Source organism: Streptomyces barringtoniae (genome assembly GCF_020819595.1).
GTDB lineage: Bacteria > Actinomycetota > Actinomycetes > Streptomycetales > Streptomycetaceae > Streptomyces > Streptomyces barringtoniae.
This window is the reverse complement of the sequence record NZ_JAJHNP010000036.1, coordinates 24,753-51,210: the sequence shown is the minus strand read 5'-3', so window position 1 is coordinate 51,210 and position 26,458 is coordinate 24,753. Positions and strand designations below refer to the sequence as shown.

The following is a 26,458-nucleotide window of genomic DNA, read 5'->3' as shown; positions in this document are numbered from 1 at the left end:
TGAATTGCGTGGGCCTTTCTGCATTTCAGGGGCGCTTGCACAATATGGGGTGCCGTCGGCAAGGTGCCGCACTACGGTGGCCCCCATGAGCACCTCGACCGGCGGTGACTACGTCATCCGTGCCATACGACCCGACGACTGGCCCCGAGTGAAGCAGCTGCGGCTGGAAGCCCTGCGGGACCCGGTCGCGCACCTCGCCTTCCTGGAGACGTACGAGGAGGGTGCGGCCAGGGCGGACGCCTTCTGGCAGGACCGGGCCGTCGGTTCCGGTGAGGGGTCCACGGCGGCGCGGCAGTTCATCGCCGAGGCGTCCGACGGGACCTGGGCCGGCTCGGTCACCGTGCTCATCGAGGAGGCCGGGACGAAGGACTGGGCGGGGCTCGCCGTCGAGTGCCGGCAGGGGCATGTGGTCGGGGTGTACGTCCGGCCCGAGCACCGGGGGAACGGGCTGATCGAAGCCCTGCTCGACGCCGGTGTGGAGTGGGCGCGGGAGCGGGGCGCGGAGCGCGTACGGCTGCTGGTGCACGAGGACAACGAACGTGCCCGGAGCGCCTACCGCAAGGCGGGGTTCGTGCCGAGCGGGGTGATCGTGCCGTTCGTGAGGGACACCACGCAGAAGGAGTGGGAGTTCGTGCTGGAGTGGCGGTCCTAGACCGGCAGTTCCCGGTGCGGCCAGCGGGAGCGGGCCTGTTCTCGGGAGCGGAGCAGGGCGAGGGCGGGCAGGCCCTGGTCGGTGCCTGTGGCGAGCAGGTCGGGGAGCTGGGGGATGGGGGCCACGGCCGCGATGTCGTCCAGGACGAGCGTGAGTGGTGGGTCGAGCCGACCGGAGGATGACCGTTCGGCCATGCGCCGGCCGCGCTCGACCACGCTGGAGACGAGGGCCGTCAGGAGCGGCATCGCGCCGGGGTTGCTCCGAGGGTCCTCGATGGATTCACCGACCACATAAAGCGTGCCCCCTTCGTGGACGAAGGAATCCAAGGCAAGCGCATCAGTTCGGTTTGGAGTGCAGGCCTCGCGGATGTTGACGGTGAACAGGGCCGAGAGGGCTCGGCTGGTCAGCTCCTGGGCGATGTCGCGGCGTTCGGGGTGTGCGGTGAGCGCGGCCTCGAGTTCGCCGGCGGCGCCGGGGGAGGCCTTGTGGTGGGTGCGGAGGGTCCGTACGGCGTCCTGGACCTGGTTTCCCTGGGACCAGCGGTGGACGTGGCGGATGGTGCGGTTCTCCAGGGCGGCGGCGTGGAGGTAGCTCCGCAGGAGCGTCAGCGCGGTGTCGGCCACGGCCTGGTCGATCCTGGCCGTGGGCTGTACGGGGCCGAGGAGGGCGGTGGCTCTGCTCAGCGCGGTCTGTTTGTCCTCGCAGCCGGTGGTGGGGGACCAGTGGAGGCGGGCCGGGGTGTCGCAGAGGTGGGCGGGGTCGTAGAGGAGGGTGGGGCCCAGCTTGGCTCTGGCGTCCTTCGTCTCGGACCAGAGGGTGGGGTCCGAGGTGACGACCAGGGCGGGACCCTCCGCGTCGCGTACGGCTTTGGCCGCGGCCGCCTGGCGGGCTTCGGGTGGGGCGTAGAGCACCGGGCCTTCGGCGCGGTTGGTCTCCCACCCGCCCGCCGTTTCATCGTCGGCCGAGAGGTGGGCCGGAGGCTTCTGCGGTGCCGGATCCGGTGCGGTCACCCTGGGCTGCGGGGCCGGGACGGCCTCCGTCGGCTCGGGCTCCGTACGCGGTACCGGCACCTCGTGCCTCTGGTGGGGCGGCGCCGGCATCGTCTTCCGGGCGCGCGCCCGCGCTCTGCCCGCCCGCCATCTCGCCATCGCTCCCATCACGAACACGGTGAGGACGAACAGGACCATCAGCTGGCCGATGAACAGGCCCCAGAACAGGCCCCAGCCGGAGAGCTGGGCGGCGGGGGTGTCGGGCCAGGCGCCGGTGATGTCGTGGGGTTCGCCGATGAGGTGGCGCATGGCGAGGGGGGTGCGGGTGAAGGTGACGCCGTGCGGCCAGGCGCCCTTGGCGAAGAGGGCGGCGAGGCCCGTGGCCGTCCACACCAGCACGGTCATGCCGAGGAGGAAGGCGAGCATGCCGACCAGCAGGCCGTCGGGGATGCCGCCCTCGCCCTCCCGGCGGTCCTCGCGGCGGTCGCGAGCGTCCGGTCTCACCCGTTCCTCCCCTGCCTCTGCCCCGACTCCTGCCGCTGCCTCTACGCCACCGTCGACTCGGAGTCGCCCAGGTGCTGTTCCACGAAGGCCGCGGCCCGCTGCTCGGCCTCCAGTTCGGCGGCGCGCAGCGCGTCGTCGGCCGTGAGGTCGCTGGAGGACTCGGTCATCGCGCGGTCGGTGAAGACCAGCGGGCGTTCCGTCTCCGTGACCAGGTGTTTGACCACCTGGACGTTGCCGTTGACGTCCCATACGGCGATGCCGGGCGTCAGTGTCGGGATGATTTCCACGGCCCACCTCGGCAAACCCAGCACCCGGCCGGTGGCCCGGGCCTCGTCGGCCTTCTGGGCGTAGATGGTCCTGGTGGAGGCCATCTTCAGGATCGCCGCCGCCTCCTTGGCCGCGGCGCCGTCCACGACGTCGGACAGGTGGTGCACCACCGCCACGAACGAAAGACCCAGCCGGCGGCCGAACTTCAGCAGGCGCTGGAACAGCTGGGCCACGAACGGGCTGTTGATGATGTGCCAGGCCTCCTCGACCAGGAAGATGCGCTTCTTGCGGTCGGGGCGGATCCAGGTGTGTTCCAGCCACACGCCGACGATCGCCATGAGGATGGGCATGGCGATGGAGTTGCGGTCGATGTGGGAGAGGTCGAAGACGATCAGCGGGGCGTCCAGATCGATGCCCACGGTCGTCGGGCCGTCGAACATGCCGCGCAGGTCACCGTCGACCAGGCGGTCCAGGACCAGGGCGACGTCCAGGCCCCAGGCCCGTACGTCGTCTATGGCGACGTTCATCGCCTCCGCCGACTCCGGCTCGGGGTGCCGTAGCTGCTCGACGATGTCGGAGAGGACCGGCTGGCGGTCGAGGATCGACTCGTTGACGTAGGAGTGGGCGACCTTGAGCGCGAAGCCGGCACGTTCGTCCAGGCCGTGGCCCATCGCGACCTCGATGATGGTCCGGAGCAGCGCGAGCTGCCCGGTGGTCGTGATCGCCGGGTCCAGGGGGTTGAGCCGGATCCCGTGGTTCAGGGCGGCCGTGGGGTCGAGCCGGATGGGAGTTATCCCCAGCTCCTCCGCGATCAGGTTCCATTCGCCGACCCCGTCCTCGCCCTGGGCGTCCAGGACGACGACCTGGCGGTCCCTGAAGCGCAGCTGGCGCAGGACGTAGGTCTTCTCCAGCGCGGACTTGCCGTTGCCGGACTCGCCGAGGACCAGCCAGTGCGGGGCGGGGAGCTGCTGGCCGTAGAGCTGGAAGGGGTCGTAGATGTAGCCCTTTCCGGAGTACACCTCGCGGCCGATGATGACGCCGGAGTCGCCGAGGCCGGGCGCGGCCGTGGGCAGATAGACCGCCTGGGCCTGGCCCGTGGAGGTGCGCACCGGCGGCCGGGTGGTCTCGACCTTCCCGAAGAGGAAGGAGGTGAAGGCGTCGGTGAGGACGGACAGCGGATCCCGCATCGGCGAATCAGCCCCTACCTTCGGATGCCGGTGGCGAAGGGAAGTGTGTTCACGAAGGCGCGGTGGTGCTCTCGGTCGCACCACTCCAGCTTGAGGTACGACTTGCCGGCGGAGGCTCTTATCGTGCGCTTGTCGCGGTTGAGGGCCTCCGGGGTGCGGGCGGAGACGGTGATGTAGCCGACGAGGTTGACGCCCGCCGCGCCGCTGGCGAGGTCCTCGCCGCGCTGGTCGATGCGGTTGTGCGCGGCGACGTCGCGCGGGTCGACGGTGCGGTTCATCTTGGCGGCGCGGGAGGCCTCGGCCTCGTCGTTGGTCTTCTCGGTCAGCATGCGTTCGATGGCTACCTCGGTGGGCTCGAGATCCATCGTGACCGCGACCGTTCGGATGACGTCCGGGGTGTGGACGAGGAGGGGCGCGAGGAAGTTGACGCCCACCGGGGTCATCGGCCACTCCTTCACCCAGGCGGTGGCGTGGCACCAGGGGGCGCGGGTGGCGGACTCCCTCGTCTTCGCCTGGAGGTAGGTGGGCTCCATGGCGTCGAGCTCGGCCGGCCAGGCGTTGCGCTTGGTCATCGCCTGGATGTGGTCGATGGGGTGGTCCGGGTCGTACATGGAGTGGATGAGGGAGGCGAGCCGGCCCTGGCCGAGCGGCTGGCGGACCCGGATGTCGGCCTCCTGGAGGCGGGAGCAGATGTCGGTCAGCTCACGTGCCATGACCACCGCCAGCCCCGCGTCGCGGTCGACCTTGCCGCCGCGGGCGCGGACGGCACGGGCCATGGCGTGCGCCTCGGCGGCCAGTTCGCGGTTGTAGGTCATGCAGGCGACGAGGTAGGCGCGGTGCTGCTCGCTGCTGGTGGACACCATGGACTGCAGCTGGTCGTACGACTGCTGGAGCCAGCCGGGGGAGCGGGTGTCACCTCGCTGGGCGACGTCCTTGGCGTGGGCGTCGGGGTCGGCGGGCAGGGTGCGGGCGAGCATCTGCAGCCGGGTCACGAACCCGTCGCCGTTGGCGACGTGCTTGAGCAGCGTGCCGAAGCGGTCGACCAGGGCCTCCTGGTCCTCGGAGTCGCGCAGGCCGACGCCGGGGCCCTCGATCTCGATGGCGGCGGTGACGGTCTTGCGGTCGGCGTGCAGCAGTACGGCGATCTCGTCGGGCCCGAAGGGGGCGGCGAGCCAGGTGATGCGGCCGATGCCCGGGGGCGGGCCGATCTCGACCTCCCGCCCGTCGAGCCGAGTGCCCGCCTCCATGACGCCGGACCGGTAGACCGCGTGGCCGCCCTTGACGGCGCGCTTGTAGCTGCGGTTGATCTCGAACCACTTGTAGAAGGTGCGGCGCTTGTACGGCACGTAGACCGCGGCGAGCGCGAGCAGCGGGAAGCCCATCAGCAGCACGATCCGCAGGGACAGGACCGGGACGAGCAGGCCGCACATCATGCCGAGGAACGCGCCCGCGATGATCAGCGCGATCTCGCCGGACTCGCGGTTCCGGCCGATGATCGCGTTCGGCCGGGCGCGGCCGATGAGATACGTACGGCGGGGCGTGACCGGATGGGACAGGTGGGACTCGGTCGTCAACGCCCTTCACCTCCCGTGCGGTTGATGTTGCGGGTGTTGCCGGCGTGCGGGGTGTTGGCGGGACTGGGCGCGCGGGGCGCGGGCGTGGCGGAGGGGACGGCTCCGCCGCCCCCCGTGGGGGTACGGCTGCTGTGGGCGGCGACGCCGCCGGTGGCGGGGTTGGCCGGGCGGGGTGCGCTGCTGCCCTGCCCTCCTGCTGCTCCGTTGTTGTCGGCGCGGGAGCTGTGGGTCTTGATGCCCTGGGCGACGAGGGTGGCGGGAGAGCTGATGACGGCGGCGGCCTTGGACTCGGCTCCCTGCATGATGCGGTTGTTGCGGCTGCCCGCGATCTCGTCGCCGAAGCCGGGGACGAAGCGGTAGATCATCGCGCTGGCGAAGATGGCGAGCAGGATGATGGCGAGGCCGGAGACGACGGCGGAGAAGGCGTCGGGGCCGTTGCCGCTGGACAGGGCCCCGGCGAGGCCGAGCACGATCACGATGACGGGCTTGACGAGGATCACGGCGATCATGATTCCGGCCCAGCGGCGGACGTGCCCCCACAGGTTCTTGTCGACGAGGCCCGCGTAGACGACGGTGCCGAGGAGGGCGCCGACGTAGAGGAGCGCGGCCCTGATGACGAGCTCCAGCCAGAGGACGCCGGCGGCGAGGATGCTGACCAGGGAGACCACGATCAGCATGATCGGGCCGCCGCCGATGTCGGTGCCCTTGCCGAGGGCGCCGGAGAAGGTGCCGAAGAACGTGTCGGCCTGGTCGCCGGTGGCCTTGGCGAGGACGTCCGTGACGCCGTCGGTGGCCGACACGACCGTGTAGAGGATCAGCGGGGTGAAGGCGGAGGCGAGCACCGTCAGCCACAGGAATCCGACGGCTTCCGAGATGGCGGTGGTCAGCGGCACGCCGCGCACGGCTCGCTTGGCCACGGCCAGGAGCCACAGCAGGAGCGTGAGGATCGTGGACGCGGCGAAGACGATCGCGTACTGCTGCAGGAACTTGGGGTTGGTGAAGTCGACGTTGGCGGTCTCCTTCACGGCCTTGCTGAGCTTGCCGATGGTCCAGGAGGCGGCGTCCGCGCAGCCCTTCGCCAGGGAGGAGAGGGGGTCGAGGGTGTCGGTGAGGGGGTTGTTGGCGGGCCCGGTCACGCCGCTCTTCGAGCCGCCGCTGTCTTTCTCGCAGAACTGTTTGGCAGGGCCGACGATGAGGTCGCACTTGTTGGAGGACGGGGACGGTGAGGGAGCGGCGACGGCACGTGCGGCCAGCAGGAAGAGGGCACCCTGGACGGCAGTGACGACGGTGGCGATCCTGAGTACGCGGGGCGCGCTACCGGGCATAAGTAAAGCCTCCGTACTCCTCGACGGCCTTGGCCATCTGGTCGGCGCTGGATGCCTTGTCGTCCCCGGGGACGGGAGCGGGCCCGTCCTTCTGGGAGAAGCTGTTGACCTTCCAGTCACCGTCCGACCATTGCAGTTGCAGCGTCAGGGTGAACCAGTCGCTGGTGACGGGGTTGGTCGAGTCGTTACCCGCCATACCGAAGACGCCGGTGCACCAGACCTCGACCGAGGCGGTGGAGTCCGAGTAGCTCGTTGTCTTGGTGCCGAGCGGCGCGGTGCGCGAGACGTAGGTGTGGCCGACGGGTGCATTGCCGTTTTCGTCGAGGCCGATGTTGCTCAGGAACTGCTTGCTGTACGCCTTGTTGAATTTGTCCGTCAAGGCGGCCTGCTGATCCGCTACGAACACCTGTCTGACGATCTCGCTTCGCATGCTGGGCTTGAGGATGTCGGCCGAGACCAGCACGACGGAGTAGTTCGCCGCCGCACTCTCCGCACCCTGCTCCGTGTGGGCGAACCCCGTCGGTACGCCGGCGGACTTGGTGTTCACGGGACGCGTGCCGCTGGGTGCCGTGGGAGCGGACGCCGGCTTGTCGGACTTCGTGGTCGACCCGCCCCCGGACGAACGGTCCCCCCGGTTGGCGAAAGCGATCGCTGCGATGAGGAGGACCACTACGCCGACGACCGTGATCAGGGAGCGGGAGGAGGAGCGGGTGGGGCGGCGGGGGGCGCCGCCGTAGGGGTCGGTTTCGGGGAGGCGGGTGCGGGTGTGGCCCGTGTCGCCGTAGTCGGTGTACGCCTGCTCGTCTCCGGAGGTCATGGCGTGCGCGCTCCCTCACCCTCGTAGGCGTACGACGGTAGCCGTGCTGGTTGCCGCGCGGGCGCGGTGTGGTGACTCGACATCAGGGAGACGCAACCTTCAGGGGATTCAGACCGCCATGCCGTACACGATCGTGAACAGGGTGCCGAGGGAGCCGATGATGAAGACCCCCGTCAGACCGGCGATGATGAGGCCCTTGCCCTGCTCGGCGCTGAAGGTGTCCCGGAGGGCCGTGGCGCCGATGCGCTGCTTGGCCGCGCCCCATACCGCGATGCCGAGGCAGAGGAGGATGGCGACCGCCATCACCACCTCGATCATGACCTTCGCCTCGTTGCCCAGGCTGCCGAAGGGGCCCCAGTCCGGAGCGATTCCGCCGATGATGGTGTTGATGTCTCCCTTGTCGGCCGCAAAGAGCATGTAAGTCACCGCCCCTGGTGGGTAGTTCCGTCGCCCCCTGCGGTGTGCAGAGGTCAGGCCTCATTGTCGCCGACAACGTCGCCAACGCATGTCGACTTGACGTCATTGACTGGCGGGTTTCGTACGAATGGCGCGTACGGTCACTCTGTGTATCACGGCAGGTCACGCCGGGCAACGAGGTCCGACCGGAACCTGTCGTGTGGTTCGGTCGTTGTCCCCCTTTACGACCTGGCACGATTCCTGACGGCTGGTCGGGTGAGGCGTCGAGATGATGTTCTCATGGCAGGGGGCGGGAAACCGGACATGGTCCCGGCGGCGGGTGCCGTCGTGCTTCCAACTCGCAGGTCGGTCATCGGAGGTGGACAGGGAAGACGGGCCGCGGCCGGCTGCCGTGGCCCGTCTTCCTTTCCGTGCCGCCGAGGGGACCCCACGTCCCCCTCATCCGGCGGCTCCCCGTGACCCGACGGGGCGGTCGTGCGGCTGGATCAGCTCGCGGAGAAGGCGCTCGTGCCCTCCGGGGTGCCCCAGCCGGTCGGGCCGTCGTAGCCGGCACCGGCGGTGCAGAAGTAGTCCGTGTCGCAGCTGCCGTTGCTGCCGCTGGTGACGTCGTTCAGGGCGGAGGTGCCGGCCGCGTCGTACGGGTACCGGGCCGGGTAGTCGCTGCTGCCCGGGGTGCCGGCGAGGGCGTAGACCGAGGCGATGACGGGCGAGCTGGCGCTGGTGCCGCCGTAGGTGTTCCAGCCGGTGCCGTCGGAGCCGTAGGTGTCGTAGACGGAGACGCCGGTGGCGGGGTCGGCGACGGCGGACACGTCGGCGATCATGCGCTTGGCGCAGCCGCTGTCGGTCTGCCAGCCGGGCTTGGCGTCGTAGGCGGAGCAGCCGGAGCCGGTGCCCTCGGTGCTGGAGGTGTTCCAGACGGACTCGGTCCAGCCGCGGCTGCCGGAGGAGGTGGACAGGCTGGTGCCGCCGACGGCGGTCACGTACCGGGAGGCGGCGGGGTACTCGGCGCCGTAGCCCTCGTCGCCCGCGCTGGCGGTGATGGCGACGCCCGGGTGCTTGTAGTACGAGGTGTCGTACGACGTGTCCGACGACGACTCCGGGCCGCCGTAGCTGTTGGAGACGAACTTGGCGCCCAGCTTGACGGCCTCGTTCACCGCGGTGCCCAGGTTGGCGTCGGACGCGGACTTCGCCTCGACCAGCAGGATGTTGCAGTTCGGGCAGGTGGCGCTGACCATGTCGAGGTCGAGGGAGATCTCACCGGCCCAGCCGCTGTCGGCGGAGGGGAGTGAGGTGGTCGAGCCGGTCTGGCCGACCTTGCTGAAGCAGCCGTTGTCGGTGGTGCAGCCGGGCAGGCCGTAGTACGAGCGGTAGGCCGCGAGGTCGGACTCGGCGTTCGGGTCGTCGTAGGCGTCGACGACGGCGACGGTCTCGCCCGAGCCGTTGGCGGAGGCGGCGTCGGTCAGGCCGTACGCCGACTGGATGTCGCTCGGGCCGTAGCCGGTGGGGGAGTCGGAGGCGGCCTTCGGGGAGACGGTCTTCGGCGTGGCGCCCTTCAGGGCCGCCTGCTTCTCCATGAAGGCGGTGGTGCCGCCGGTGACGCGCAGGGCGTCGCAGGCGGCGTAGCCCTTCTTCGGGGTGGCGCCGCAGGCCTTCTCGTAGCGCACATGGGCCTTGGCGACCTGGGCGGCGACGGCCTTGGCGCTCACCTTGTGGGGCGTGGTGGCGGCTTCGGCGTGGGCCGCGGTGGTCAGGCCGGTGGCGAGGAGCGCGGCGGTGGCCGCGGCGGCCGACCCGATCCGGCGCCGTCTGCCGCGTATGTGGGGGGAGTCGGGGGTGGTCGTACGCAAGGTACAGCCTCCTGGAAGTGGTGGGCAGGGGCCTGCGGGTGTGGGGGTCCACCGGTGGGTGACCGGTGGGGGCGGCGGCCCGCGACGACCATCGCGTTGTTGAGTACGCGACAACAAGAGGCTTTCGGAATTCTGACTTCCGCGTTACTCAAGGCGGTTGGGGGATTGCTGATCAATGGCTGTGTGCTGGCGCTGTGCTGGGTGCCGCTTGACCCGGGGCACAGGTCGCGCACAGAGGTGGATCGGCCGGCCTCGGCGGGTTCAGCGGGGCTTGAGGCCGTGGAGCAGCAGGTGGACGTGTTCGTCCAGGCCGTTCATGGCCTCCTCGGCGTCGAGCGCGCAGGCGGCGATGAGGGCGGCGAGGCCGTGCAGGCTCGCGGCGGCGATCATGGTGATCCGCTCGGGGTCGCCGGCGACGATCTCGCCCTGCTCCTGCGCCTCCGCGATCATCCGGGCGAAGGAGCCGAGGGACTCGTCGACGGCGGAGGCGAGCTGGGCGGAGCTGTCGGGCGCGTGCTTGCGCGCGAACATCAGCTCCAGCAGCTCCGGGTTCTCGACGGAGAAGCCGAGGTAGGCGCGGGCGAGCGCCGCCATGCGTCCCTCGAGGCCGAGACCGGGCTGTTGGGTGGCGGCGTCCAGGGCCTGGTTCAGGCGCTCGTACCCGTCCAGCGCGAGGGCGTCTATGAGCGCCTGCTTGTCCTTGAAGTGCCGGCCGGGGGCCGCGTGGCTCACCCCGACGTCGCGGGCCAGTTCGCGCAGCGAGAGCGCGCCGACGCCCTTCTCGCGCAGGGTGCGCTCGGCGCTCCTGAGCAGGGCGGCGCGCAGGTCTCCGTGGTGATAGGGGCGGTTCGTCGGTGACGGGGACATGCGCGGCATGCGGACCATCGTAACCTGATGTTGTCATTGACATCATTGTTGGCGATGCCTACTTTGGAGGCATGACCGATAAATGGAACGCGACCCACCTCCCCGATCTGACCGGCCGTGCGGCCATCGTCACCGGCGCCAACAGCGGCATCGGCTTCGTCACCGCCGAGGCGCTGGCCCGGGCCGGAGCGCATGTGGTGTTCGCCGTACGGGACCTCACGCGGGGCGGCGCCGCCGCGGCGAAGGTGAGCGGCAGCACCGAGGTACGCCGCCTGGACCTGGCCGATCTGGACTCGGTGCGGGAGTTCGCGGCCGGCTGGGACCGACCCCTGGACCTGCTGATCAACAACGCGGGCGTGATGATGCTGCCCGAGCAGCGCACCAAGCAGGGCTTCGAGATGCAGTTCGGCACGAACCACCTGGGCCACTTCGCGCTGACGAACCTGCTGCTGCCGTACGTCACCGACCGGGTGGTGACGGTCTCCTCCGGCGCCCACCGCTTCGGCGACAAGGCGATCCACTTCGAGGACGTGAACCTGCGCGGCCGCTACACCCCGACCCGCGCCTACGCCCAGTCCAAGCTGGCCAACCTCCTGTTCACCCTGGAACTCCAGCGCCGCCTCACCGAGAGCGCCTCCCCGGTCCGGGCCCTGGCCGCCCACCCCGGCTGGGCCGCCACGAACCTCCAGAGCCACCACGCGAATCCCCTGATGAGGGGTGTCATGGGGATCGGCAACAGGCTGTTCGCCCAGAGCGACAGGGCCGGCGCCCTGCCGACCCTGTACGCCGCGAGCCAGGACCTGCCCGGAGCGTCGTACGTCGGCCCCGACGGCCTCGGCGAGATGCGCGGCGCGCCCGCGCTCGTCGGTCGCAGCAGGGCGGCCGGCGACGCACAGGCGGCCCGGCGCCTGTGGACCCTGTCGGAGGAGCTGACCGGGGTGGAGTGGAGCCTGAAGCCGGTCGGCCGATCGTGATGTGCTTGCCCGGGCCGGGCTGCTCGTGACCGTCGACCGGGCAGTTCGGGAGGCATGAAGAGCGCCCGTGGGGAAGACGTCCGGGTATGCATGAGAGTTCATCGTTGAACTTCCGGCTCGACGGCCGTACCGCCCTGGTGACCGGGTCGGTGCGCGGGCTCGGGCTGGAGATGGCGCGGGGGCTGGCCGGGGCCGGGGCGCGGGTCGTCCTGAACGGGCGGAACCCGGCGAGCCTGGAGGCCGTGGTGGCGCGCCTGCGGGCGGAGGACGGGTACGACGTCTGCGCCGCCGCGTTCGACGTCACCGACCGGCAGGCCGCCGAGGAGGCGGTGCGCGCCCTCGGCGACCTCGACGTCCTGGTCAACAACGTCGGCCACCGTGACCGGCGGGGCATGGCCGAGATGACCCCCGACGAGCTGTCGGCGCTGCTCGACGTCCACCTGACCTCGGCGTACGCCCTGAGCCAGACGGTGGCGAGGGGCCTGACCGCACGGGGAGCGGCGGGCCGGATCATCAACGTCTCCTCGGTGGTCGGCCAGCTGGGCCGCACCGGGGACGTCGCCTACGCCACGGCGAAGGCGGGCCTCGACGGCCTGACCCGGGCCCTGGCCGCCGACCTCGGCCCGAGCGGTACGACGGTCAACTCGGTCGCGCCGGGCACGTTCGCCACCCAGGTCAACGCCGGCCTGGCCGAGGACCCCGGGTGGGAGCGGTGGCTGCGCACCCGCACGGCGTTGGGCCGCTGGGGCCGGCCGGCCGAGATCGCGGGGCTCGTGGTGTTCCTGGCGAGCGACGCGGCGTCGTTCATCACGGGGCAGACGATCGCGGTGGACGGGGGGATGACGACGACTTTCTGACGGCGGTGAGCGGCGCGGCGAAGGCGCCGGGGGCGGCGGCGAAGCTGTGGGCGGACCGTCGGAGTCGTCACGTGGCGTAATCGTTGCTGGTCGGAGGATGACTGTGCGCACGCCCGGCGCCCAACGGGAGGTTTCACAGGAAAATCTCAGTTAAGTCGCAGCGGGAATCTCACGTTCGTGGGGGACAGTGAGCACTGATGAAGCGCATCTCACGCATCACGGTCACCACGCGTCCCGCGCTGCTCGGGGCCGTGGTGATGCTCGCCCTGACCTCGGCGTCCGTAGCATCCGCCGACGACGGGCCGGGGCCCCTCGGGGTCACCGCCGATGCCGCCGCGAACCGGCAGTCGGCGCGGGTCGGCGCGCTGTTCGGCGCCGACCGGGCCGACGACCTGTCCGGCGGCCACTTCTGCACGGCCTCGGTCGTGCACAGCCCGCGGGGCAACCTCCTCGCCACCGCCGCGCACTGCGTGGGCGACTCCGACACCGATCTGGTGTTCGTGCCGGGGTACCGGGACGGACAGGCGCCGTACGGGGTGTGGAAGGTCGACAAGCGCTACCTGCCCGACGGCTGGGCCAAGGACCAGGACGAGGACAGCGACCTGGCCCTCGTCACCGTCGGCGACCTGGACGGCAGGCGGATCGAGAACGTCGTAGGAGCGAATCGGTTCACCACCGGCACGGCCACCGGGGCCACCGCCGTGACCGTCACCGGCTACCCCGACTCCCGCGAGGTGCCCATCAGCTGCACCAACAAGCCGGCCGCGCACAGCAGTACCCAGCAGCGCATCGACTGCCCCTCCCTCACCAGCGGCACCAGCGGCAGCCCCTGGATCAACGGTGACCACCAGGTCGTCGGCGTCCTCGGCGGCCATGAGGAGGGCGGCTCGACCGACGACGTGTCGTACAGCGTGGTGCTCGGCGCCCGGGCGGCCGAGCTGTACAAGGACGCCATCGGCGATCCTTGAAGTGCGGGCGGTGGGAGAACGGCTGCCGTGGGGGGCGCGCCGGGGAGCAGTCCCCCTGCGGGTGGCCTGCCGGTCGGCCAGCGGATCGCCACCACCGGGCCCGTCTTCCCGTCCGTCTCGTCCGTCGCCTTCACCGCCGGCCTCGCGGCCGCGGTCTTCGCCGCCGCTGCCACCGCCGCGCGCCGGCTGACCCGGCGCCGGCACGGGTTGCCGCAGACCGGTGTGCCGGCCGGGACGACACCGGCCGGCGCGGAGCCGGAGAACGCGGTGAGCGGGACGACGTCCATGAAGGGACACCGTTGAGCGGGCCGAACGGGCGTCTTTGACCCGGCGGGCGTATCCCGCCATCCCGCTCATCGACGACCCGGGTGACCGGACCGTCGCGTGGCACCACATCCGCACACCGGACAGCTACAGCAGCGTCATGTGCGCGGGGCTCGCTGTGAAATGACGCCACATCACGCCGAAACCGCCTTGAACCGTCGGCGCATGGGGGAAAGTTGAACCGTGCGGAAGGTATGGGTGATCGGTGGGGCGGCCGTCGGGCTCGGCATGGGCTTCGTCATGCTGCTCGTCGTCGGGGTGTACGTCGTCGCCGGGAACCTGGTCAACGGAGTCACCTCGGGAGGCCGGGGGCTCGCGCAGGGTGCCGTACCGGCCGCCTACAAGTCGCTCGTGCAGAAGTGGGGCAACCTGTGCCCGGCGCTCACCCCCGCGCTGCTCGCCGCCCAGCTGTACCAGGAGAGCGGCTGGAACCCGACGGTCGTCAGCCCGGCCGACGCGCGCGGCATCGCCCAGTTCATCCCCGGCACGTGGGCCACGCACGGCATCGACGGCAACGGTGACGGCAAGCGGGACATCTGGGACCCCAACGACGCGATTCCGTCGGCCGCTTCGTACGACTGCGAGCTGGCGAAGTATGTGAAGGACGTGCCGGGCAACGTCTCCGACAACATGCTCGCCGCCTACAACGCCGGTGCCTACCGCGTGATAAAGGCCGGTGGTGTTCCCCCCATCAGCGAGACGCAGGACTACGTCAAGCGGATCCGGAGCCTGTCGCAGAGCTTCGCCGCCCCCGTAAGCCGTATCGACCCCACCCAACAGGCCGCCGGAGCCATCGGGTTCGCGCAGAGCAAGTTGGGTACGCCCTATCTGTGGGGTGGTGAGGGGGCGGCCGAGCAGGGTGGGCGGTTCGACTGTTCGGGGCTGACGCAGGCCGCGTACGCCAAGGTGGGGATCGATCTGCCGCGCGTGGCCAACGACCAGTACAACGCCGGGCCGCACCCCTCGCGGGACCAGCTCCTCCCGGGTGACCTGGTGTTCTTCTCCACCGACCGCAGCGATTCGCGGGCCATTCACCACGTCGGGATCTATGTCGGTGGCGGGTACATGATCGACGCCCCGCGGACCGGGGCCGTCATTCGGTTCGATCCGATCGACACACCGGACTACTTCGGCGCCACCCGCGTCACCGAAGATGGCGCAAAAGCGCTCCCCACGACGGTTTGAGAGGGTGTGACCCACCGTGAACCACCGCCCTGAGCTGCGATGATGAGTCTCTCTTCGATAACGTCTGCGTGATCATTCAGTGGAGAGTGGAACGTATTGATGGGGACCGTGCGTTCCTGTTGACGTAGCCGAGCGGACGTCAGTACGGGCAGTGCAGCGGAAGCGGATCTACGAAACCACGGGGGTGGAAGCGGCGCACACGAGGTGCGTCCGGTAGCCGACGAAGGGGCCGCAGCACCATGGCTGTACTCGCCGAATCCGGATCGAACCCCGACGTCGACCTGCTCTACGACATCAATGGCCTGGCCAAGGACGCGCCCCACTGGTTCGACCGGGCCATGGAGTTCGTCGGTGAGTACGGACTGCTGCTCGCCATGGTGCTGCTCGTGCTGTGGTGCTGGTGGTCCGTGCGGCGCCGGGGCACCGAGGATGCCGCGTCCTCCGTCGCCGCGCTGCTGTGGGCGCCGCTCGCGGCCGGCATCGCCGTGCTGGTCAACATCCCGATCCGGGGCTTCGTGGAACGCCCCCGCCCCTTCGTCGATCACCAGGGGCTGGACGTCCTCGTCTCCGGCAAGAGCGACTTCTCCTTCGTCAGCGACCACGCGACCATCACCATGGCGCTGGGGGTCGGCCTCTTCGTCGCCAACCGCCGCTTCGGCACCGCCGGCATCGGGCTCGCCCTGCTGGAGGGCTTCTGCCGGGTCTACATGGGCGTGCACTATCCGACGGACGTCGTCGGCGGCTTCGCGCTCGGTACGGCCGTCGCGCTGCTGCTGTCCCCGCCGGCCATGGCGTTGCTCACCCCGCTGGTGCGAGCGGTGGAGCGGTCGCCCCGGGCCGGGTGGATCGTCCGGCGGCGGAGCGCCGCGCCGGGCAGCCGCGACGCCCTGTTGCCGGGCGCCCGTTCCTCGCTGGAGTCGGAGGAACGGGACCTGGCGGCGTAGGGCCCGCCCAGCAGGCACCCCTTCTCGGCGGCTACAGCCCCTGCGCGTAGGAGAAGAACCGCTGCGGGTCGTACTGCTTCTTCACCGTGGCGAGCCGGGTCGCCGCGTCCCCGTAGTAGGCCTTCTTCCAGTCCTTCAGCGTCGGGTCGGTGTAGTTCTGGTACGCCGCGCCGGAGGCGTACGGGGCCATCGCCTGGTGGGCCGAGGCGAGCCAGGACTGGGCCGTGCCGCCGGAGGCGCCCGCGCCCCAGGACGCTATGTACTGGGCCAGCATCCGGGAGCGGCGGTGGACGAAGGCCGTCGCCGTGGGGGAGACGCGGTTGACCGCACCGCCGAGGGCGGTGAACGCGATGCTGCCCGAGCCGCCCCGCACCGAGCCGATCTGCCGCAGCACCGTCTGGATGCCCGCCGCGGAGAGGGAGCGGTCGAAGAAGTCCGAGCGGGCCGCGTAGGTCTCGCGTCCCAGGCGGCCCTGGGGGGAGCGGCCGGGGGCGGAGCCCGGCAGGTGGCACTGGGCGTCCGCGGAGAAGGCCGAGCAGCCGGCGTAGATCTCCATCGCCTCCTCGTAGCCCCGGCGGCGCAGGGTGACGGAGGAGGCGTTGGCGCCCGCCGCGTGGGCCAGGCGGTCCACGGCGTTCTGCAGCTCGCCGTAGGTGCCGAGGGAGAAGCAGGCGACGGAGACGGTCGGGGTGCGGCCCGGTGCGCACTCCAGGTGGAGGGAGGACCAGATCTCGTCCGGCTGGCCCGGGCCCCACTCCTGCCAGGCCTTCAGCACCGCCGCGGCCTTGGACCAGGGCCATGTCATGTACGCCGTCACCGCCTGCGGTGCCGGGTGGGTCCTGAACTGCAGCTCGGTGACGACGCCGAAGTTGCCGTTGCCGGCGCCGCGCAGCGCCCAGAAGAGGTCGGAGTGCGCGGACGCGTTCGCCGTCACCTGGGTGCCGTCCGCCGTGATGACCGTCGCCTGGGTGAGGCTGTCGCAGGTCAGGCCGTAGGCGCGGGAGGCGACGCCGTGGCCGCCGCCGAGCACCAGGCCGGAGACGCCGACGGTGGGGCAGGAGCCCGCGGGGATGGTCGCGCCCTTCGCGGCCAGCGCCCGGTAGACGTCGATCAGCTTGGAGCCGGCGCCGACGACGGCCTGGCCGCCGGAGACGCGGATGCGGTTCAGCCGGGACACGTCGAGGACGAGGCGGTTGTCGCCGGAGGAGTAGCCCGCGTAGGAGTGGCCGCCGTTGCGTATGGAGACCCGCACGCCGTGGGCCTGGGCGTAGGCGAGGGTCGTACGGATGTCGTCGGCGTGTGCGACGTACGCCACCGCGGCGGGCTTCAGGGTGTCGAAGCGGGTGTTGTACAGCTGGTGGGCGGTCGTCCAGGTCGCGTCGCCGGGCCGGACCAGCGTGCCGTCCAGGTCGTGGGCGAGGGCCGTCCAGTTCGCTGCGGCGTTCGCGCTGGTGGTCTTGAGGGACGTGAGCGAGGATGAGCCCGTGCTCGCCGAGGCGGTCGACCTGCCCGCGCCCGAGCTGCAGCCGGTCAGTGCGGTCGCGGCCAGTACGGCCGTGCCGCCCGCGATGAACGTACGCCGTTCCATGCCCATCGTCCCCTGTCGCCTTTCCGTGGACCTCCTTGGTCCTTCGTGGGGTGAGACGGCGGCGTGGGCGCGTTGGTTCGTAACAGTTCACACACAGGGAATCGAACGTCGAAGACGTGTGCGCGTAACCCGGGAGTCGGAACCTCCACGTGCCCTCCCCGTGAGCATTCCGTGACCTTACCGGGCCGACGGCAGGGGTTCACCCCCCGTTAACTTCCGGCCATCGGCGGCTTCACCTGTTCTGCCTAATTTCGGCCGTGCACGGTGCGGAGCGCGGCCCTACATGCGCTCGCGCTCCTCCATACCTCGCACGCCGCCGGACAGCGGCGGCTCCTGGAAGGAACTCCTGAAAGTGATGCTTCAGCGCAAGAACCGGCTGCGCGCCCTTTCGCTCGGTGCGATCGCCGTGACCGGCGCCCTGGCCCTGACGGCGTGCGGCTCCGACGACAACGGTGGCGGTTCGAAGGCGTCGGGCAACCCGTCCGGCTCCGCCAACGCCTCCTCGATCAAGTGCGACAACGCCAAGGGTCAGCTGCTCGCAGACGGCTCCTCCGCGCAGAAGAACGCGATCGACGCCTGGGTCAAGGAGTTCTCCCAGGCTTGCGGCGTGCAGATCAACTACAAGGGTGGCGGCTCCGGCGCCGGTGTCACCTCCTTCAACCAGGGCCAGCTGGCCTTCGCCGGTTCCGACTCCGCGCTGAAGCCGGACGAGGTCACCGCCTCCAAGAAGGTCTGCTCCGGTGGCGAGGGCATCGACCTGCCGATGGTCGGCGGCCCGATCGCCCTCGGCTACAACGTCCCGGGTGTCGACAACCTGGTCCTGGACGCCCCGACCATCGCCAAGATCTTCGACAGCAAGATCACGAACTGGAACGACCCGGCGATCAAGAAGCTGAACCCGTCGGCGAAGCTCCCGGACCTGAAGATCCAGGCCTTCCACCGCTCCGAGGACTCCGGTACCACGGACAACTTCACCAAGTACCTGATCGCCACCACCCCGGACAACTGGAAGTACTCCGGCGGCAAGGCCTGGCAGGCCAAGGGCGGCCAGGCGGCCTCCGGCTCCGCCGGTGTGGCCCAGGGCGTCAAGCAGAACTCCGGCGCGATCGGCTACTTCGAGCTGTCCTACGCCAAGGACATCAACACCGTCTCCATCGCCACCGGCGCCAAGACCCCGGTGAAGCCCTCCACCGACTCCGCCACCGCCGACATCGCGGCCGCCAAGGTCGTCGGCACCGGCAAGGACCTGACGCTGAAGCTGGACTACGCCACCAAGGCCGAGAACGCCTACCCGATCACCCTGGTGACGTACGAGATCATCTGCGACAAGGGCAACAAGGCGGACACCCTGCCCGCCACCAAGGCCTTCCTGCGCTACATCGCCAGCGAGGACGGTCAGAAGGTGCTGTCGACCAACGACTACGCCCCGATCCCCGACGCGATCATCAGCAAGGTCCGCACCACCATCGAGGGCCTGAGCTGACCTGATCCGAGAGTGCGGCCCGTGCCCGACAGGGCCCGGGCCGCACCGTCCGGTGCACCGCCGCCACGAGTCGCCGCCCCACACGGGCGGCCGGCTCCGCAGACCGGAGAACCCGATGGACATATCGACCAAGACAACCGACGCACCTCCCCCCGCGCCCCAGCCCTCGCTTGCCGAGCAGAAGCGCAACAGCCGCGGCGCGACCCGCCCCGGCGACCGCATCTTCCTCGGCCTGTCCCGCGGCTCGGGCATCCTGCTGCTGGTGATCATGGCCGCGATCGCGGTCTTCCTCACCTACCGCGCCTCCCTCGCGATCAGCAAGGACCACGGGAACTTCCTGACCACCTTCGAGTGGAACACCAACCTCACCCCGCCGGTCTTCGGCATCGCGGTGCTGGCCTTCGGCACGATCGTCTCCTCGGTCATCGCCATGGTCATCGCGGTCCCGATCGCCGTCGCGATCGCGCTGTTCCTCACCCACTACGCCCCGCGCAGGCTGAGCGGTCCCATCGCCTACGTGATCGACCTGCTCGCCGCCGTGCCGTCCATCGTCTACGGCCTCTGGGGCGCCCTCATCCTCGTCCCGCACATGACGGGTCTGTTCGGCTGGCTGAACGACTACCTCGGCTGGACCGGCATCTTCTCCTGGGACAGCGGCGCGCCGCGCTCCATGCTCACCGTGGGCATCCTGCTGGCGATCATGATCCTGCCGATCATCACCAACGTCAGCCGTGAGGTGTTCCGGCAGGTCCCGCAGATGCACGAGGAGGCCGCGCTGGCCCTCGGCGCCACCCGCTGGGAGGTCGTCCGCATGGCCGTCCTGCCCTTCGGCCGCTCCGGTGTGATCTCCGCGTCCATGCTCGGCCTCGGCCGTGCCCTCGGCGAGACGATGGCCGTCGCCACCGTGCTCTCCCCGGACTACGTCATCCACGCCAGCCTGCTGAACCCGGGCGGCGGCACCTTCGCACAGAACATCGCCAGCAAGTTCGGTGAGGCCACCGAGCAGGGCCGGGACGCGCTGATCGCCTCCGGTCTCGTCCTCTTCGTCATCACCCTGCTGGTCAACGGCGCGGCCCGCATGATCATCGCCCGCCGCAAGGAGTACTCGGGGGCCAACGCATGAGCACCGCAGCCGTGACCGACAAGCGCCCCAGCACGCTGCGCGGCGCCAGCCTCCCGAAGTGGTCCCCGTGGGCCATCGCCGGCGGCTCGATCGTGCTGGCCGTGGCCATCGGCCTGATCGGTGGCCTGCACAGCAAGGTCGAGTGGGGCCTGATCGCCGCGGTCCTCTTCCTCCTCGGCACCTACGGCGTCGCCACCATGGTGGAGGGCCGCCGTCAGGCCAAGGACCGGATCGCCACCTCCCTCGTCTGGGTCGCCTTCCTGCTCGCCGTCATCCCGCTGGTCTCCCTGATCTGGGTGACGGTCTCGCGCGGTGTGAAGGTCCTGAACGTCTACTTCCTCACCCACTCCATGGGGGTCGTCGCCGACTCCGAGCCCGGTGGCGGTATCTACCACGCCATCATCGGCAGCCTGGAGCAGGTCGGCCTCGCCACCGTCATCGGTGCGCCGATCGGCATCCTCACCGCGATCTACCTGGTGGAGTACGGGCGGGGCAAGCTCGCCAAGGCCGTCACGTTCTTCGTGGACGTCATGACGGGTATCCCGTCGATCGTCGCCGGCCTGTTCATCCTGTCGCTGATGCTCATCTTCCAGATGCAGCCGTTCGGCTTCGCCGGTTCGCTGGCCCTGGCCATCCTGATGATGCCGGTCGTCGTGCGCTCCACCGAGGAGATGCTCAAGCTCGTCCCCAACGAACTGCGCGAGGCCTCGCTGGCACTCGGCGTGCCGAAGTGGCGGACCATCTTGAAGGTGGTCCTGCCGACCTCCATCGGCGGTATCACCACCGGTGTCATGCTGGCCATCGCCCGTATCGCGGGCGAGACCGCGCCGGTGCTGCTGCTGGTGTTCGGCAACCCGTTCATCAACAACAACCCGTTCGAGGGTGCGCAGGCGTCGCTGCCGCTGTTCATCTTCCAGCAGTACCAGCAGAGCGCGGGTGCCAGCGCGGCGTACGACCGTGCGTGGGCGGCCTCGCTCACGCTGATCGCCTTCGTGATGATCCTCAACCTGGTGGCCCGCGGCATCGCCCGCTGGAAGGCCCCGAAGACCGGTCGCTGACGCGGCCACACAGCGACCGAGCTTGAATTTTCTGGAAGTGAAGTAGACGACATGGCCAAGCGAATCGATGTAAGCGGACTGACCGCCTACTACGGGTCCCACAAGGCGATCGAGGACATCTCGATGACCGTCGAGCCGCGTTCGGTGACGGCGTTCATCGGCCCCTCCGGCTGCGGCAAGTCGACGTTCCTGCGCACGCTGAACCGTATGCACGAGGTCACCCCCGGTGGCCGCGTCGAGGGCAAGGTGCTGCTGGACGACGAGGACCTCTACGGCGCCGGGATCGACCCGGTGTCCGTCCGGCGCGAGGTGGGCATGGTCTTCCAGCGCCCGAACCCGTTCCCGACGATGTCGATCTTCGACAACGTGGCCGCGGGCCTGCGCCTGAACGGCAAGTACAGGAAGAACGAGCTGAACGACATCGTCGAGAAGTCGCTCAAGGGCGCGAACCTCTGGAACGAGGTCAAGGACCGCCTGAACAAGCCGGGCTCCGGCCTCTCGGGCGGCCAGCAGCAGCGTCTGTGCATCGCGCGGGCGATCGCGGTCGAGCCGAACGTCCTGCTGATGGACGAGCCCTGCTCCGCGCTGGACCCCATCTCGACGCTGGCGATCGAGGACCTGATCGGCGAGCTCAAGGAGCGCTTCACGATCGTCATCGTGACGCACAACATGCAGCAGGCGGCGCGTGTCTCGGACCGAACGGCGTTCTTCAACCTCTCTGCGGTGGGCCAGCCCGGCCGGCTGATCGAGATCGACGACACCGAGCGCATCTTCTCCAACCCGTCCGTCCAGGCGACCGAGGACTACATCTCGGGCCGCTTCGGCTGATCGGCGCGGCGGCTTCGGCTGAGCCGGGGCCGGTGTCATAGGACCCCTCGCGGTGCTGCATGGCGGTGCCACCGCGAGGACGCAAAGGGCCCGCCCCTGGCTCCCGGGGGCGGGCCCACGCGTTCGCTGCGCTTGCTTCGGCGGGCTGTCCCGGGGCTCCGCCCCCAACCCCGCCGGGGCTTCGCCCCTGACCCCCTCGCCCGTCCTCCCACCCGACTCGGTCGGCTGGGAGGCGGGGGTGGGGTGGGGGTTCTGCCGTCGGTGAGGGTGGGGGCTGGCTGGGTGGCTGGCGTGGTTCGGTTGGCCGGGAGACGTGGGCTCCCCCTGAGAAAGTCGAGTGATCGCCCCCTGAGAAAGCCCCGGTGCTCCCCCTGAGGAAGTCGGCGCCGGGCCTTTCAGAAGGCCGAGCGCCCGGCCTCGCCCCGTGAGAATCGCCCGCCCCCGCAGAAACGCCCGCGCCCCAGAAAGCCGGGCGCCCACCACCCTCGGGCTGTGTTCCAGCCGGCCGAGGTGGGTGGGCGGGTGGGAAAGGGGGGCAGGAGACCCCCGGAGTGGGGTGGTTACAGGACCGTCAGCTTCACCAGGCCGAAAGCCAGCGCAGCGACCAGCGCGGCGGCCGGCATCGTGATGAACCAGCCCAGGACGATGTTCTTGGCCACACCCCAGCGCACGGCGTTGAGGCGCTTGGTCGCGCCCACGCCCATGATCGCCGAGGTGATGACGTGGGTCGTGGAGATCGGCGCCTTGAAGAGGAAGGCGGTGCCGAACATGATCGAGGCGCCGGTGGCCTCGGCCGCGAAGCCCTGCGGCGGGTCCAGCTCGATGATCTTGCGGCCCAGGGTGCGCATGATGCGCCAGCCGCCCGCGTAGGTGCCGAGGGACAGCATCAGCGCCGAGACGATCTTCACCCAGACCGGGATCGGGTCGCCGAACGTCTCGTGGCCGGAAATCACCAGTGCCATCACGACCACACCCATGGTCTTCTGGGCGTCCTGGAGGCCGTGGCCGAGGGCCATGCCCGCCGCCGAGACCGTCTGCGCGATACGGAAGCCGCGCTTGGCCTTGTGCGGGTTGGACCGGCGGAACAGCCACATGATCGCCAGCATGACGAGGTAGCCGACGATCAGGCCGACCACCGGGGACAGGAACATCGGGATGATGATCTTGTCCAGTACGCCGTTCCAGTGCACCGCCGTACCGCCCGCCAGGGCCCCGCCGACGAGGCCGCCGAACAGGGCGTGGGAGGACGAGGACGGCAGGCCGAAGTACCAGGTGGTCAGGTTCCAGGTGATCGCGCCCAGCAGCGCGGCGAAGAGGATGCCCATCCCCGTCGAGCCCGAGGGCGTCTCGATCAGGCCCTCGCTGACGGTCTTGGCGACCCCGGTCCCGAAGAAGGCGCCGGCCATGTTCATGACCGCGGCCATGGCGAGCGCCGCCCGCGGGGTCAGCGCCCGCGTCGACACCGACGTCGCGATCGCGTTCGCCGAGTCGTGGAAGCCGTTGGTGTACGTGAAGAAGAGCGCGACCGCGATGGTCACGATGAGCGCGAAGGTGTCCATCGACGCCTCAGGACTCCTTGACGGCGATGGTCTCCACCGTGTTCGCCACGTGCTCGAACGCGTCCGCCGCCTCTTCCAGGACGTCCACGATCTGCTTGAGCTTGAGCACCTCGATCGCGTCGTACTTGCCGTTGAAGAGGTGGGCCAGCAGCTTGCGGTGGATCTGGTCCGCCTGGTTCTCCAGCCGGTTCACCTCGATCCAGTACTCGGTGAGGTTGTCCAGCGTGCGCAGGTTGGGCATGGCCTCGGCCGTCAGCTCCGCCGCCCGGGCCAGGACCTCGATCTGCTGCTCGACGCCCTTCGGCAGTTCCTCGACGTTGTAGAGGACGACCAGGTCGACGGCCTCCTCCATGAAGTCCATGATGTCGTCGAGGGACCCGGCGAGGGTGTAGATGTCCTCGCGGTCGAAGGGCGTGATGAACGAGGAGTTCAGCTGGTGGAAGATCGCGTGCGTGGCGTCGTCACCCGCGTGTTCCGCGGCCCGCATACGCTCTGCGATCTCGGCTCGGGCAGGTCCGTCCGCCCCGAGCAGTTCCATCAGGAGTTTCGAGCCGGTGACGATGTTGTCCGCGGATGCGGCGAACATGTCGTAGAAGCTCGTCTCCCTGGGGGTCAGACGAAAGCGCACGTGGGGTCCTCGGGGTGCTTCGGTTTCGGTCAGGCTGATGCTAGGCGCATCATCCGGCCACGGCTAATGGGCCGTCCCCCAGTGTCGCCCATCGGGCAAAGTGATCAGCACGGGGGCGTACCAACGGCTCCTTACCCCGGAAAGTTGGTTACCATATACCCACCAGGGGTATGCATCCCTGATTGTGTCCATAGCTTGTCCCGCAGCTCGTCCCGAGATGGAGGCCCGCGATGACGACGACCGAGGCCGGCGCCACGGCTCCCTCCGAGGCCGCGAGCGAGACCGTGAGTGAGACCGCGCACGCCCCGCACGCGACGCACGGCTACCACAAGCAGAAGGACGAGCACCTCAAGCGGCTGCGCCGGATCGAGGGGCAGATCCGCGGCCTGCAGCGGATGGTGGACGAGGACACGTACTGCATCGACATACTCACGCAGGTCTCCGCCTCCACCAAGGCCCTGCAGTCCTTCGCCCTGCAGCTGCTGGAGGAGCATCTGCGGCACTGTGTCGCCGACGCGGCCGTGAAGGGCGGCGACGAGATCGACGCGAAGGTCGACGAGGCGACGAAGGCGATCGGCCGGCTCCTGCGCACCTGAGCCCGGTTCTGCGCAGCCCTGCCGGAATTCTGTGCACCTGCACCCCGTCGCCGGGTGGCTCAATCCGACTGCCGCTCCTCGGCCACCCGCAGCACCGCGTCGATGCTCTCCAGGCTGAGCCGGTCCTTGGCCGCGGAGGCCGCGATGATCAGCTCCCCGCACAGCTCGATCTCGGCGAGGGCCACGTGGTCCTGTACCGCCGTACCGCCGACCGGAGCCACCCGCCTCACCTCTTCCCTGCCGCCACCGACTTCCTAGAGTAGGTAGCGCTCTACACACCGCGCATGGCACGGACGGGCTACTTACGGGGTGGCGCCAGGGACTAGTTGCCGTTCTCGGCGATACGGCCCGCGTAGATGTCCGCCGAGCGCGGCAGCCCTACGCCGGCGGGCGCGCCGAAGTCGTAGAGGAGGGTGGTCGAGGCGACCGCCACGGGGGTTTTCTGCAGGCCGTTGACGAAGCTGAAGCGCTGCCTGAGCTTGCGGATGCGGCCCTGGTCGTCCAGGTAGGCGTCGAACGGGACTTCGGCCGTGGCGAACCCTTTCGCCGCCGCGGCCAGTGGCGCCCTGTTCTCGGCGGAGGCCCGGCGGGCCGCGCTGCTCAGATCCGCGGTGCCCCGGTAGTGCCGCACCGCGGTACCGCCGACCTCGGTCCTGCCGACGTAGGTCGCCGTCCGCGTCCCGCGCAGCACCTCGGCCGCCGCGTACGGGTCGGTCGCGCCGCCGGTGACCAGGTTGCCGTCCGACAGCGTGGCGGTGTCCACCCGGACCCATTTGTCGGGGGGCACGCCCGCGCCCCGGTTCTTCATGAACAGGGCGCCGGGGGCGAGCAGTTCGGTGATCGGCTGGTGCTCGGAGGTGCCCGCCGGGTCCTCGGGCAGGACGACGGTGAGCCGGCCGAGCCGGTGCCGGTAGTCGTAGACACCCTGGCCGCGGATGGTGACCCGGGTACCGCCCGTGGCCATCTCCATGGAGGTGGTCGCCTTCGAGCTGCCCGCGCCGCCCAGGGTGTCGGCGGCCCGCTGCAGCACGGCCACCGGATCGCCCCCGCCCTTGACGTCCTCGGCGGCGGCCCCGCTCCCGGAACAGCCCGTGGCACCCGCCCCGAGGCCGAGCATGATGCCCACCGCGACGACCGTCCTGCCCGCGTTCCTGTGCTGCCGCCGATCCATCGCCTGCCTACCCCCAGCCGGTACGTCCGTCACGGGCCCCCTACACGTCCGGTTAACGACGGGTAGGTGGCGTCGTCACGGGACGCCGGCGGGTGTGGACGGTCGTACGAGCCCTTTACCGTGGGCCGGTAACGTTGTCATCGTGGCAGTCACCGAGGCACCGCAGGACGGGCCGGAGCACCCCCGGCCCGGGCAGCAACACCTCGTCACGACGACAGAACAGGGCCGCTTCTGCCTGGCCCGCTGCAGCTGCGGCTGGCGGGGCCCCGCCCGCAGAGCCCGCAGCCAGGCCCGTACGGACGCGGAGGCTCACGCGGCGGACCGGTGAAGGGCGTCGACGAGCTCGCGGTCGCGGGGCTGGGTGAGGCGGCTGCGGGCCGCGGCGGGGGAGAGCCACAGGATGCGGTCCACCTCGGCGCTCGGCACGAAGTGCCCGCAGACCGCCTCGGCCGCCCAGTAACGCACCTGCTTCGGGCGGCCGTTCGCCAGATAGCGCAAGGTGGGCAGCTCCTCGCCGGGCGCGGCCGTGTACCCGGTCTCCTCCGCGACCTCCCGAAGGGCGCCCGCGAGCGCGTCCTCGCCGCGCTTGAGCTTGCCCTTCGGGTGCGACCAGTCGTCGTACTTCGGCCGGTGGACCAGACAGATCTCCAGGTCCCCGGAGACCGGCGAGCGGCGCCACAGCACGCAGCCGGCCGCCCGCACCAACGTGTCGCTCACACCGCCTCC

27 protein-coding genes are annotated in these 26,458 nt (G+C 70.1%); 13 read left to right on the top strand and 14 right to left on the bottom strand.

Going from position 1 to position 26,458, the window contains the following annotated elements; all coding sequences use genetic code 11:
• Window positions 1-85 precede the first annotated feature (85 nt).
• A complete protein-coding gene (locus LMU33_RS39280) occupies window positions 86-652 on the top strand; it encodes a GNAT family N-acetyltransferase (RefSeq protein ID WP_228626656.1) in 567 nt (188 codons plus the stop codon).
• On the opposite strand, the gene LMU33_RS39275 is transcribed toward LMU33_RS39280, so the two are convergent.
• From LMU33_RS39275 to LMU33_RS39240, 8 genes are all read right to left on the bottom strand, one after another.
• Window positions 649-2,145 (bottom strand): type IV secretory system conjugative DNA transfer family protein, encoded by a 1,497-nt coding sequence (locus LMU33_RS39275; RefSeq protein WP_228626654.1) that lies wholly within the window; start codon window positions 2,143-2,145, stop codon window positions 649-651. The two genes, LMU33_RS39280 and LMU33_RS39275, sit on opposite strands and share 4 nt — an antisense overlap.
• A 41-nt stretch (window positions 2,146-2,186) precedes the next feature.
• Window positions 2,187-3,599, bottom strand: a complete 1,413-nt coding sequence (locus LMU33_RS39270; protein ID WP_228626652.1) for an ATP-binding protein — start codon at window positions 3,597-3,599, stop codon at window positions 2,187-2,189.
• A gap of 14 nt (window positions 3,600-3,613) precedes the next feature.
• Entirely contained in the window at window positions 3,614-5,173 is a 1,560-nt protein-coding gene (locus LMU33_RS39265) for an SCO6880 family protein (protein ID WP_228626650.1), read from the bottom strand.
• The gene (locus LMU33_RS39260) at window positions 5,170-6,498 is read right to left on the bottom strand and encodes a hypothetical protein (protein ID WP_228626648.1); all 1,329 of its coding nucleotides are present in this window, start codon (window positions 6,496-6,498) and stop codon (window positions 5,170-5,172) included. Before LMU33_RS39260 ends, LMU33_RS39265 begins: the two co-directional genes overlap by 4 nt.
• Window positions 6,488-7,315 (bottom strand): DUF8175 domain-containg protein, encoded by an 828-nt coding sequence (locus LMU33_RS39255; RefSeq protein ID WP_228626646.1) that lies wholly within the window; start codon window positions 7,313-7,315, stop codon window positions 6,488-6,490. The genes LMU33_RS39260 and LMU33_RS39255 overlap by 11 nt, the downstream gene beginning before the upstream one ends.
• Window positions 7,316-7,423: 108 nt before the next feature.
• Window positions 7,424-7,732 (bottom strand): DUF8827 family protein, encoded by a 309-nt coding sequence (locus LMU33_RS39250; protein ID WP_014673544.1) that lies wholly within the window; start codon window positions 7,730-7,732, stop codon window positions 7,424-7,426.
• Window positions 7,733-8,217: 485 nt separating this feature from the next.
• Entirely contained in the window at window positions 8,218-9,579 is a 1,362-nt protein-coding gene (locus LMU33_RS39245; protein WP_228626644.1) for a S53 family peptidase, read from the bottom strand.
• Between the two features lie 261 nt (window positions 9,580-9,840).
• On the bottom strand, window positions 9,841-10,464 hold the full coding sequence (locus LMU33_RS39240) for a TetR/AcrR family transcriptional regulator (protein WP_372478146.1): 624 nt from the start codon (window positions 10,462-10,464) through the stop codon (window positions 9,841-9,843).
• Between the two features lie 53 nt (window positions 10,465-10,517).
• Here LMU33_RS39240 and LMU33_RS39235 point away from each other — a divergent pair, with 53 nt between their 5' ends.
• From LMU33_RS39235 to LMU33_RS39210, 6 genes are all read left to right on the top strand, one after another.
• On the top strand, window positions 10,518-11,420 hold the full coding sequence (locus LMU33_RS39235) for an oxidoreductase (protein ID WP_228626640.1): 903 nt from the start codon (window positions 10,518-10,520) through the stop codon (window positions 11,418-11,420).
• An 86-nt stretch (window positions 11,421-11,506) separates the two neighbouring features.
• Window positions 11,507-12,277 (top strand): SDR family oxidoreductase, encoded by a 771-nt coding sequence (locus tag LMU33_RS39230; RefSeq protein WP_228626638.1) that lies wholly within the window; start codon window positions 11,507-11,509, stop codon window positions 12,275-12,277.
• A gap of 197 nt (window positions 12,278-12,474) precedes the next feature.
• Complete coding sequence (locus LMU33_RS39225) at window positions 12,475-13,245, top strand: trypsin-like serine peptidase (RefSeq protein WP_228626636.1); 771 nt, start codon at window positions 12,475-12,477, stop codon at window positions 13,243-13,245.
• A 27-nt stretch (window positions 13,246-13,272) separates the two neighbouring features.
• A complete protein-coding gene (locus LMU33_RS39220; RefSeq protein WP_228626634.1) occupies window positions 13,273-13,548 on the top strand; it encodes a hypothetical protein in 276 nt (91 codons plus the stop codon).
• A gap of 249 nt (window positions 13,549-13,797) precedes the next feature.
• Window positions 13,798-14,754 (top strand): bifunctional lytic transglycosylase/C40 family peptidase, encoded by a 957-nt coding sequence (locus LMU33_RS39215; RefSeq protein WP_228626660.1) that lies wholly within the window; start codon window positions 13,798-13,800, stop codon window positions 14,752-14,754.
• Window positions 14,755-14,993: 239 nt separating this feature from the next.
• Window positions 14,994-15,698 (top strand): phosphatase PAP2 family protein, encoded by a 705-nt coding sequence (locus LMU33_RS39210; RefSeq protein ID WP_228626632.1) that lies wholly within the window; start codon window positions 14,994-14,996, stop codon window positions 15,696-15,698.
• 31 nt (window positions 15,699-15,729) lie between these two features.
• Here LMU33_RS39210 and LMU33_RS39205 read toward each other — a convergent pair whose 3' ends face one another.
• Window positions 15,730-17,286 carry an FAD-binding oxidoreductase gene (locus tag LMU33_RS39205; protein WP_228626630.1) on the bottom strand — a complete coding sequence of 519 codons (1,557 nt, stop codon included), beginning with the start codon at window positions 17,284-17,286 and terminating at the stop codon, window positions 15,730-15,732.
• 352 nt (window positions 17,287-17,638) lie between these two features.
• On the opposite strand from LMU33_RS39205, the gene pstS reads away from it, so the two are divergent.
• From pstS to pstB, 4 genes are all read left to right on the top strand, one after another.
• Window positions 17,639-18,769, top strand: a complete 1,131-nt coding sequence (gene pstS / locus LMU33_RS39200) for a phosphate ABC transporter substrate-binding protein PstS (RefSeq protein ID WP_228626658.1) — start codon at window positions 17,639-17,641, stop codon at window positions 18,767-18,769.
• Between the two features lie 115 nt (window positions 18,770-18,884).
• Window positions 18,885-19,892: a phosphate ABC transporter permease subunit PstC gene (pstC, locus tag LMU33_RS39195; protein ID WP_228626628.1), complete on the top strand. Its 1,008-nt coding sequence runs from the start codon at window positions 18,885-18,887 to the stop codon at window positions 19,890-19,892.
• Complete coding sequence (gene pstA, locus LMU33_RS39190) at window positions 19,889-20,950, top strand: phosphate ABC transporter permease PstA (RefSeq protein WP_228626627.1); 1,062 nt, start codon at window positions 19,889-19,891, stop codon at window positions 20,948-20,950. Before pstC ends, pstA begins: the two co-directional genes overlap by 4 nt.
• A 51-nt stretch (window positions 20,951-21,001) precedes the next feature.
• A complete protein-coding gene (pstB, locus tag LMU33_RS39185) occupies window positions 21,002-21,778 on the top strand; it encodes a phosphate ABC transporter ATP-binding protein PstB (RefSeq protein ID WP_228626625.1) in 777 nt (258 codons plus the stop codon).
• 560 nt (window positions 21,779-22,338) lie between these two features.
• Here the strand turns inward: pstB and LMU33_RS39180 are convergent.
• The gene (locus LMU33_RS39180) at window positions 22,339-23,337 is read right to left on the bottom strand and encodes an inorganic phosphate transporter (protein ID WP_228626623.1); all 999 of its coding nucleotides are present in this window, start codon (window positions 23,335-23,337) and stop codon (window positions 22,339-22,341) included.
• Window positions 23,338-23,344: 7 nt separating this feature from the next.
• Complete coding sequence (locus LMU33_RS39175; protein ID WP_053658198.1) at window positions 23,345-23,965, bottom strand: DUF47 domain-containing protein; 621 nt, start codon at window positions 23,963-23,965, stop codon at window positions 23,345-23,347.
• Window positions 23,966-24,195: 230 nt separating this feature from the next.
• Between LMU33_RS39175 and LMU33_RS39170 the strand changes: the two genes are divergently transcribed.
• The gene (locus LMU33_RS39170) at window positions 24,196-24,561 is read left to right on the top strand and encodes a metal-sensitive transcriptional regulator (RefSeq protein WP_228626621.1); all 366 of its coding nucleotides are present in this window, start codon (window positions 24,196-24,198) and stop codon (window positions 24,559-24,561) included.
• A gap of 59 nt (window positions 24,562-24,620) precedes the next feature.
• On the opposite strand, the gene LMU33_RS39165 is transcribed toward LMU33_RS39170, so the two are convergent.
• Both LMU33_RS39165 and LMU33_RS39160 read right to left on the bottom strand, forming a co-directional pair.
• Window positions 24,621-24,782 (bottom strand): hypothetical protein, encoded by a 162-nt coding sequence (locus LMU33_RS39165; protein ID WP_228626662.1) that lies wholly within the window; start codon window positions 24,780-24,782, stop codon window positions 24,621-24,623.
• 101 nt (window positions 24,783-24,883) lie between these two features.
• Complete coding sequence (locus tag LMU33_RS39160) at window positions 24,884-25,732, bottom strand: SCO4651 family lipoprotein (protein WP_228626619.1); 849 nt, start codon at window positions 25,730-25,732, stop codon at window positions 24,884-24,886.
• A 142-nt stretch (window positions 25,733-25,874) separates the two neighbouring features.
• On the opposite strand from LMU33_RS39160, the gene LMU33_RS39155 reads away from it, so the two are divergent.
• Window positions 25,875-26,060, top strand: a complete 186-nt coding sequence (locus tag LMU33_RS39155; protein WP_228626617.1) for a hypothetical protein — start codon at window positions 25,875-25,877, stop codon at window positions 26,058-26,060.
• Here LMU33_RS39155 and LMU33_RS39150 read toward each other — a convergent pair.
• The gene (locus tag LMU33_RS39150; RefSeq protein ID WP_228626615.1) at window positions 26,042-26,449 is read right to left on the bottom strand and encodes an NUDIX hydrolase; all 408 of its coding nucleotides are present in this window, start codon (window positions 26,447-26,449) and stop codon (window positions 26,042-26,044) included. The two genes, LMU33_RS39155 and LMU33_RS39150, sit on opposite strands and share 19 nt — an antisense overlap.
• Between the last annotated feature and the right edge of the window lie 9 nt (window positions 26,450-26,458).

Bases quoted from the DNA above. Each gene is read 5' to 3' on its own strand.
- LMU33_RS39280 (WP_228626656.1), top strand. From the start codon at position 86: ATGAGCACCTCGACCGGCGGTGACTACGTCATCCGTGCCATACGACCC.
- LMU33_RS39270 (WP_228626652.1), bottom strand. From the start codon at position 3,599: ATGCGGGATCCGCTGTCCGTCCTCACCGACGCCTTCACCTCCTTCCTC.
- LMU33_RS39260 (WP_228626648.1), bottom strand. From the start codon at position 6,498: ATGCCCGGTAGCGCGCCCCGCGTACTCAGGATCGCCACCGTCGTCACT.
- LMU33_RS39255 (WP_228626646.1), bottom strand. From the start codon at position 7,315: ATGACCTCCGGAGACGAGCAGGCGTACACCGACTACGGCGACACGGGC.
- LMU33_RS39250 (WP_014673544.1), bottom strand. From the start codon at position 7,732: ATGCTCTTTGCGGCCGACAAGGGAGACATCAACACCATCATCGGCGGA.
- LMU33_RS39240 (WP_372478146.1), bottom strand. From the start codon at position 10,464: ATGGTCCGCATGCCGCGCATGTCCCCGTCACCGACGAACCGCCCCTAT.
- LMU33_RS39235 (WP_228626640.1), top strand. From the start codon at position 10,518: ATGACCGATAAATGGAACGCGACCCACCTCCCCGATCTGACCGGCCGT.
- LMU33_RS39230 (WP_228626638.1), top strand. From the start codon at position 11,507: ATGCATGAGAGTTCATCGTTGAACTTCCGGCTCGACGGCCGTACCGCC.
- LMU33_RS39225 (WP_228626636.1), top strand. From the start codon at position 12,475: ATGAAGCGCATCTCACGCATCACGGTCACCACGCGTCCCGCGCTGCTC.
- LMU33_RS39215 (WP_228626660.1), top strand. From the start codon at position 13,798: ATGGGCTTCGTCATGCTGCTCGTCGTCGGGGTGTACGTCGTCGCCGGG.
- LMU33_RS39210 (WP_228626632.1), top strand. From the start codon at position 14,994: ATGGCTGTACTCGCCGAATCCGGATCGAACCCCGACGTCGACCTGCTC.
- LMU33_RS39205 (WP_228626630.1), bottom strand. From the start codon at position 17,286: ATGGAACGGCGTACGTTCATCGCGGGCGGCACGGCCGTACTGGCCGCG.
- pstC (WP_228626628.1), top strand. From the start codon at position 18,885: ATGGACATATCGACCAAGACAACCGACGCACCTCCCCCCGCGCCCCAG.
- pstA (WP_228626627.1), top strand. From the start codon at position 19,889: ATGAGCACCGCAGCCGTGACCGACAAGCGCCCCAGCACGCTGCGCGGC.
- pstB (WP_228626625.1), top strand. From the start codon at position 21,002: ATGGCCAAGCGAATCGATGTAAGCGGACTGACCGCCTACTACGGGTCC.
- LMU33_RS39180 (WP_228626623.1), bottom strand. From the start codon at position 23,337: ATGGACACCTTCGCGCTCATCGTGACCATCGCGGTCGCGCTCTTCTTC.
- LMU33_RS39170 (WP_228626621.1), top strand. From the start codon at position 24,196: ATGACGACGACCGAGGCCGGCGCCACGGCTCCCTCCGAGGCCGCGAGC.
- LMU33_RS39160 (WP_228626619.1), bottom strand. From the start codon at position 25,732: ATGGATCGGCGGCAGCACAGGAACGCGGGCAGGACGGTCGTCGCGGTG.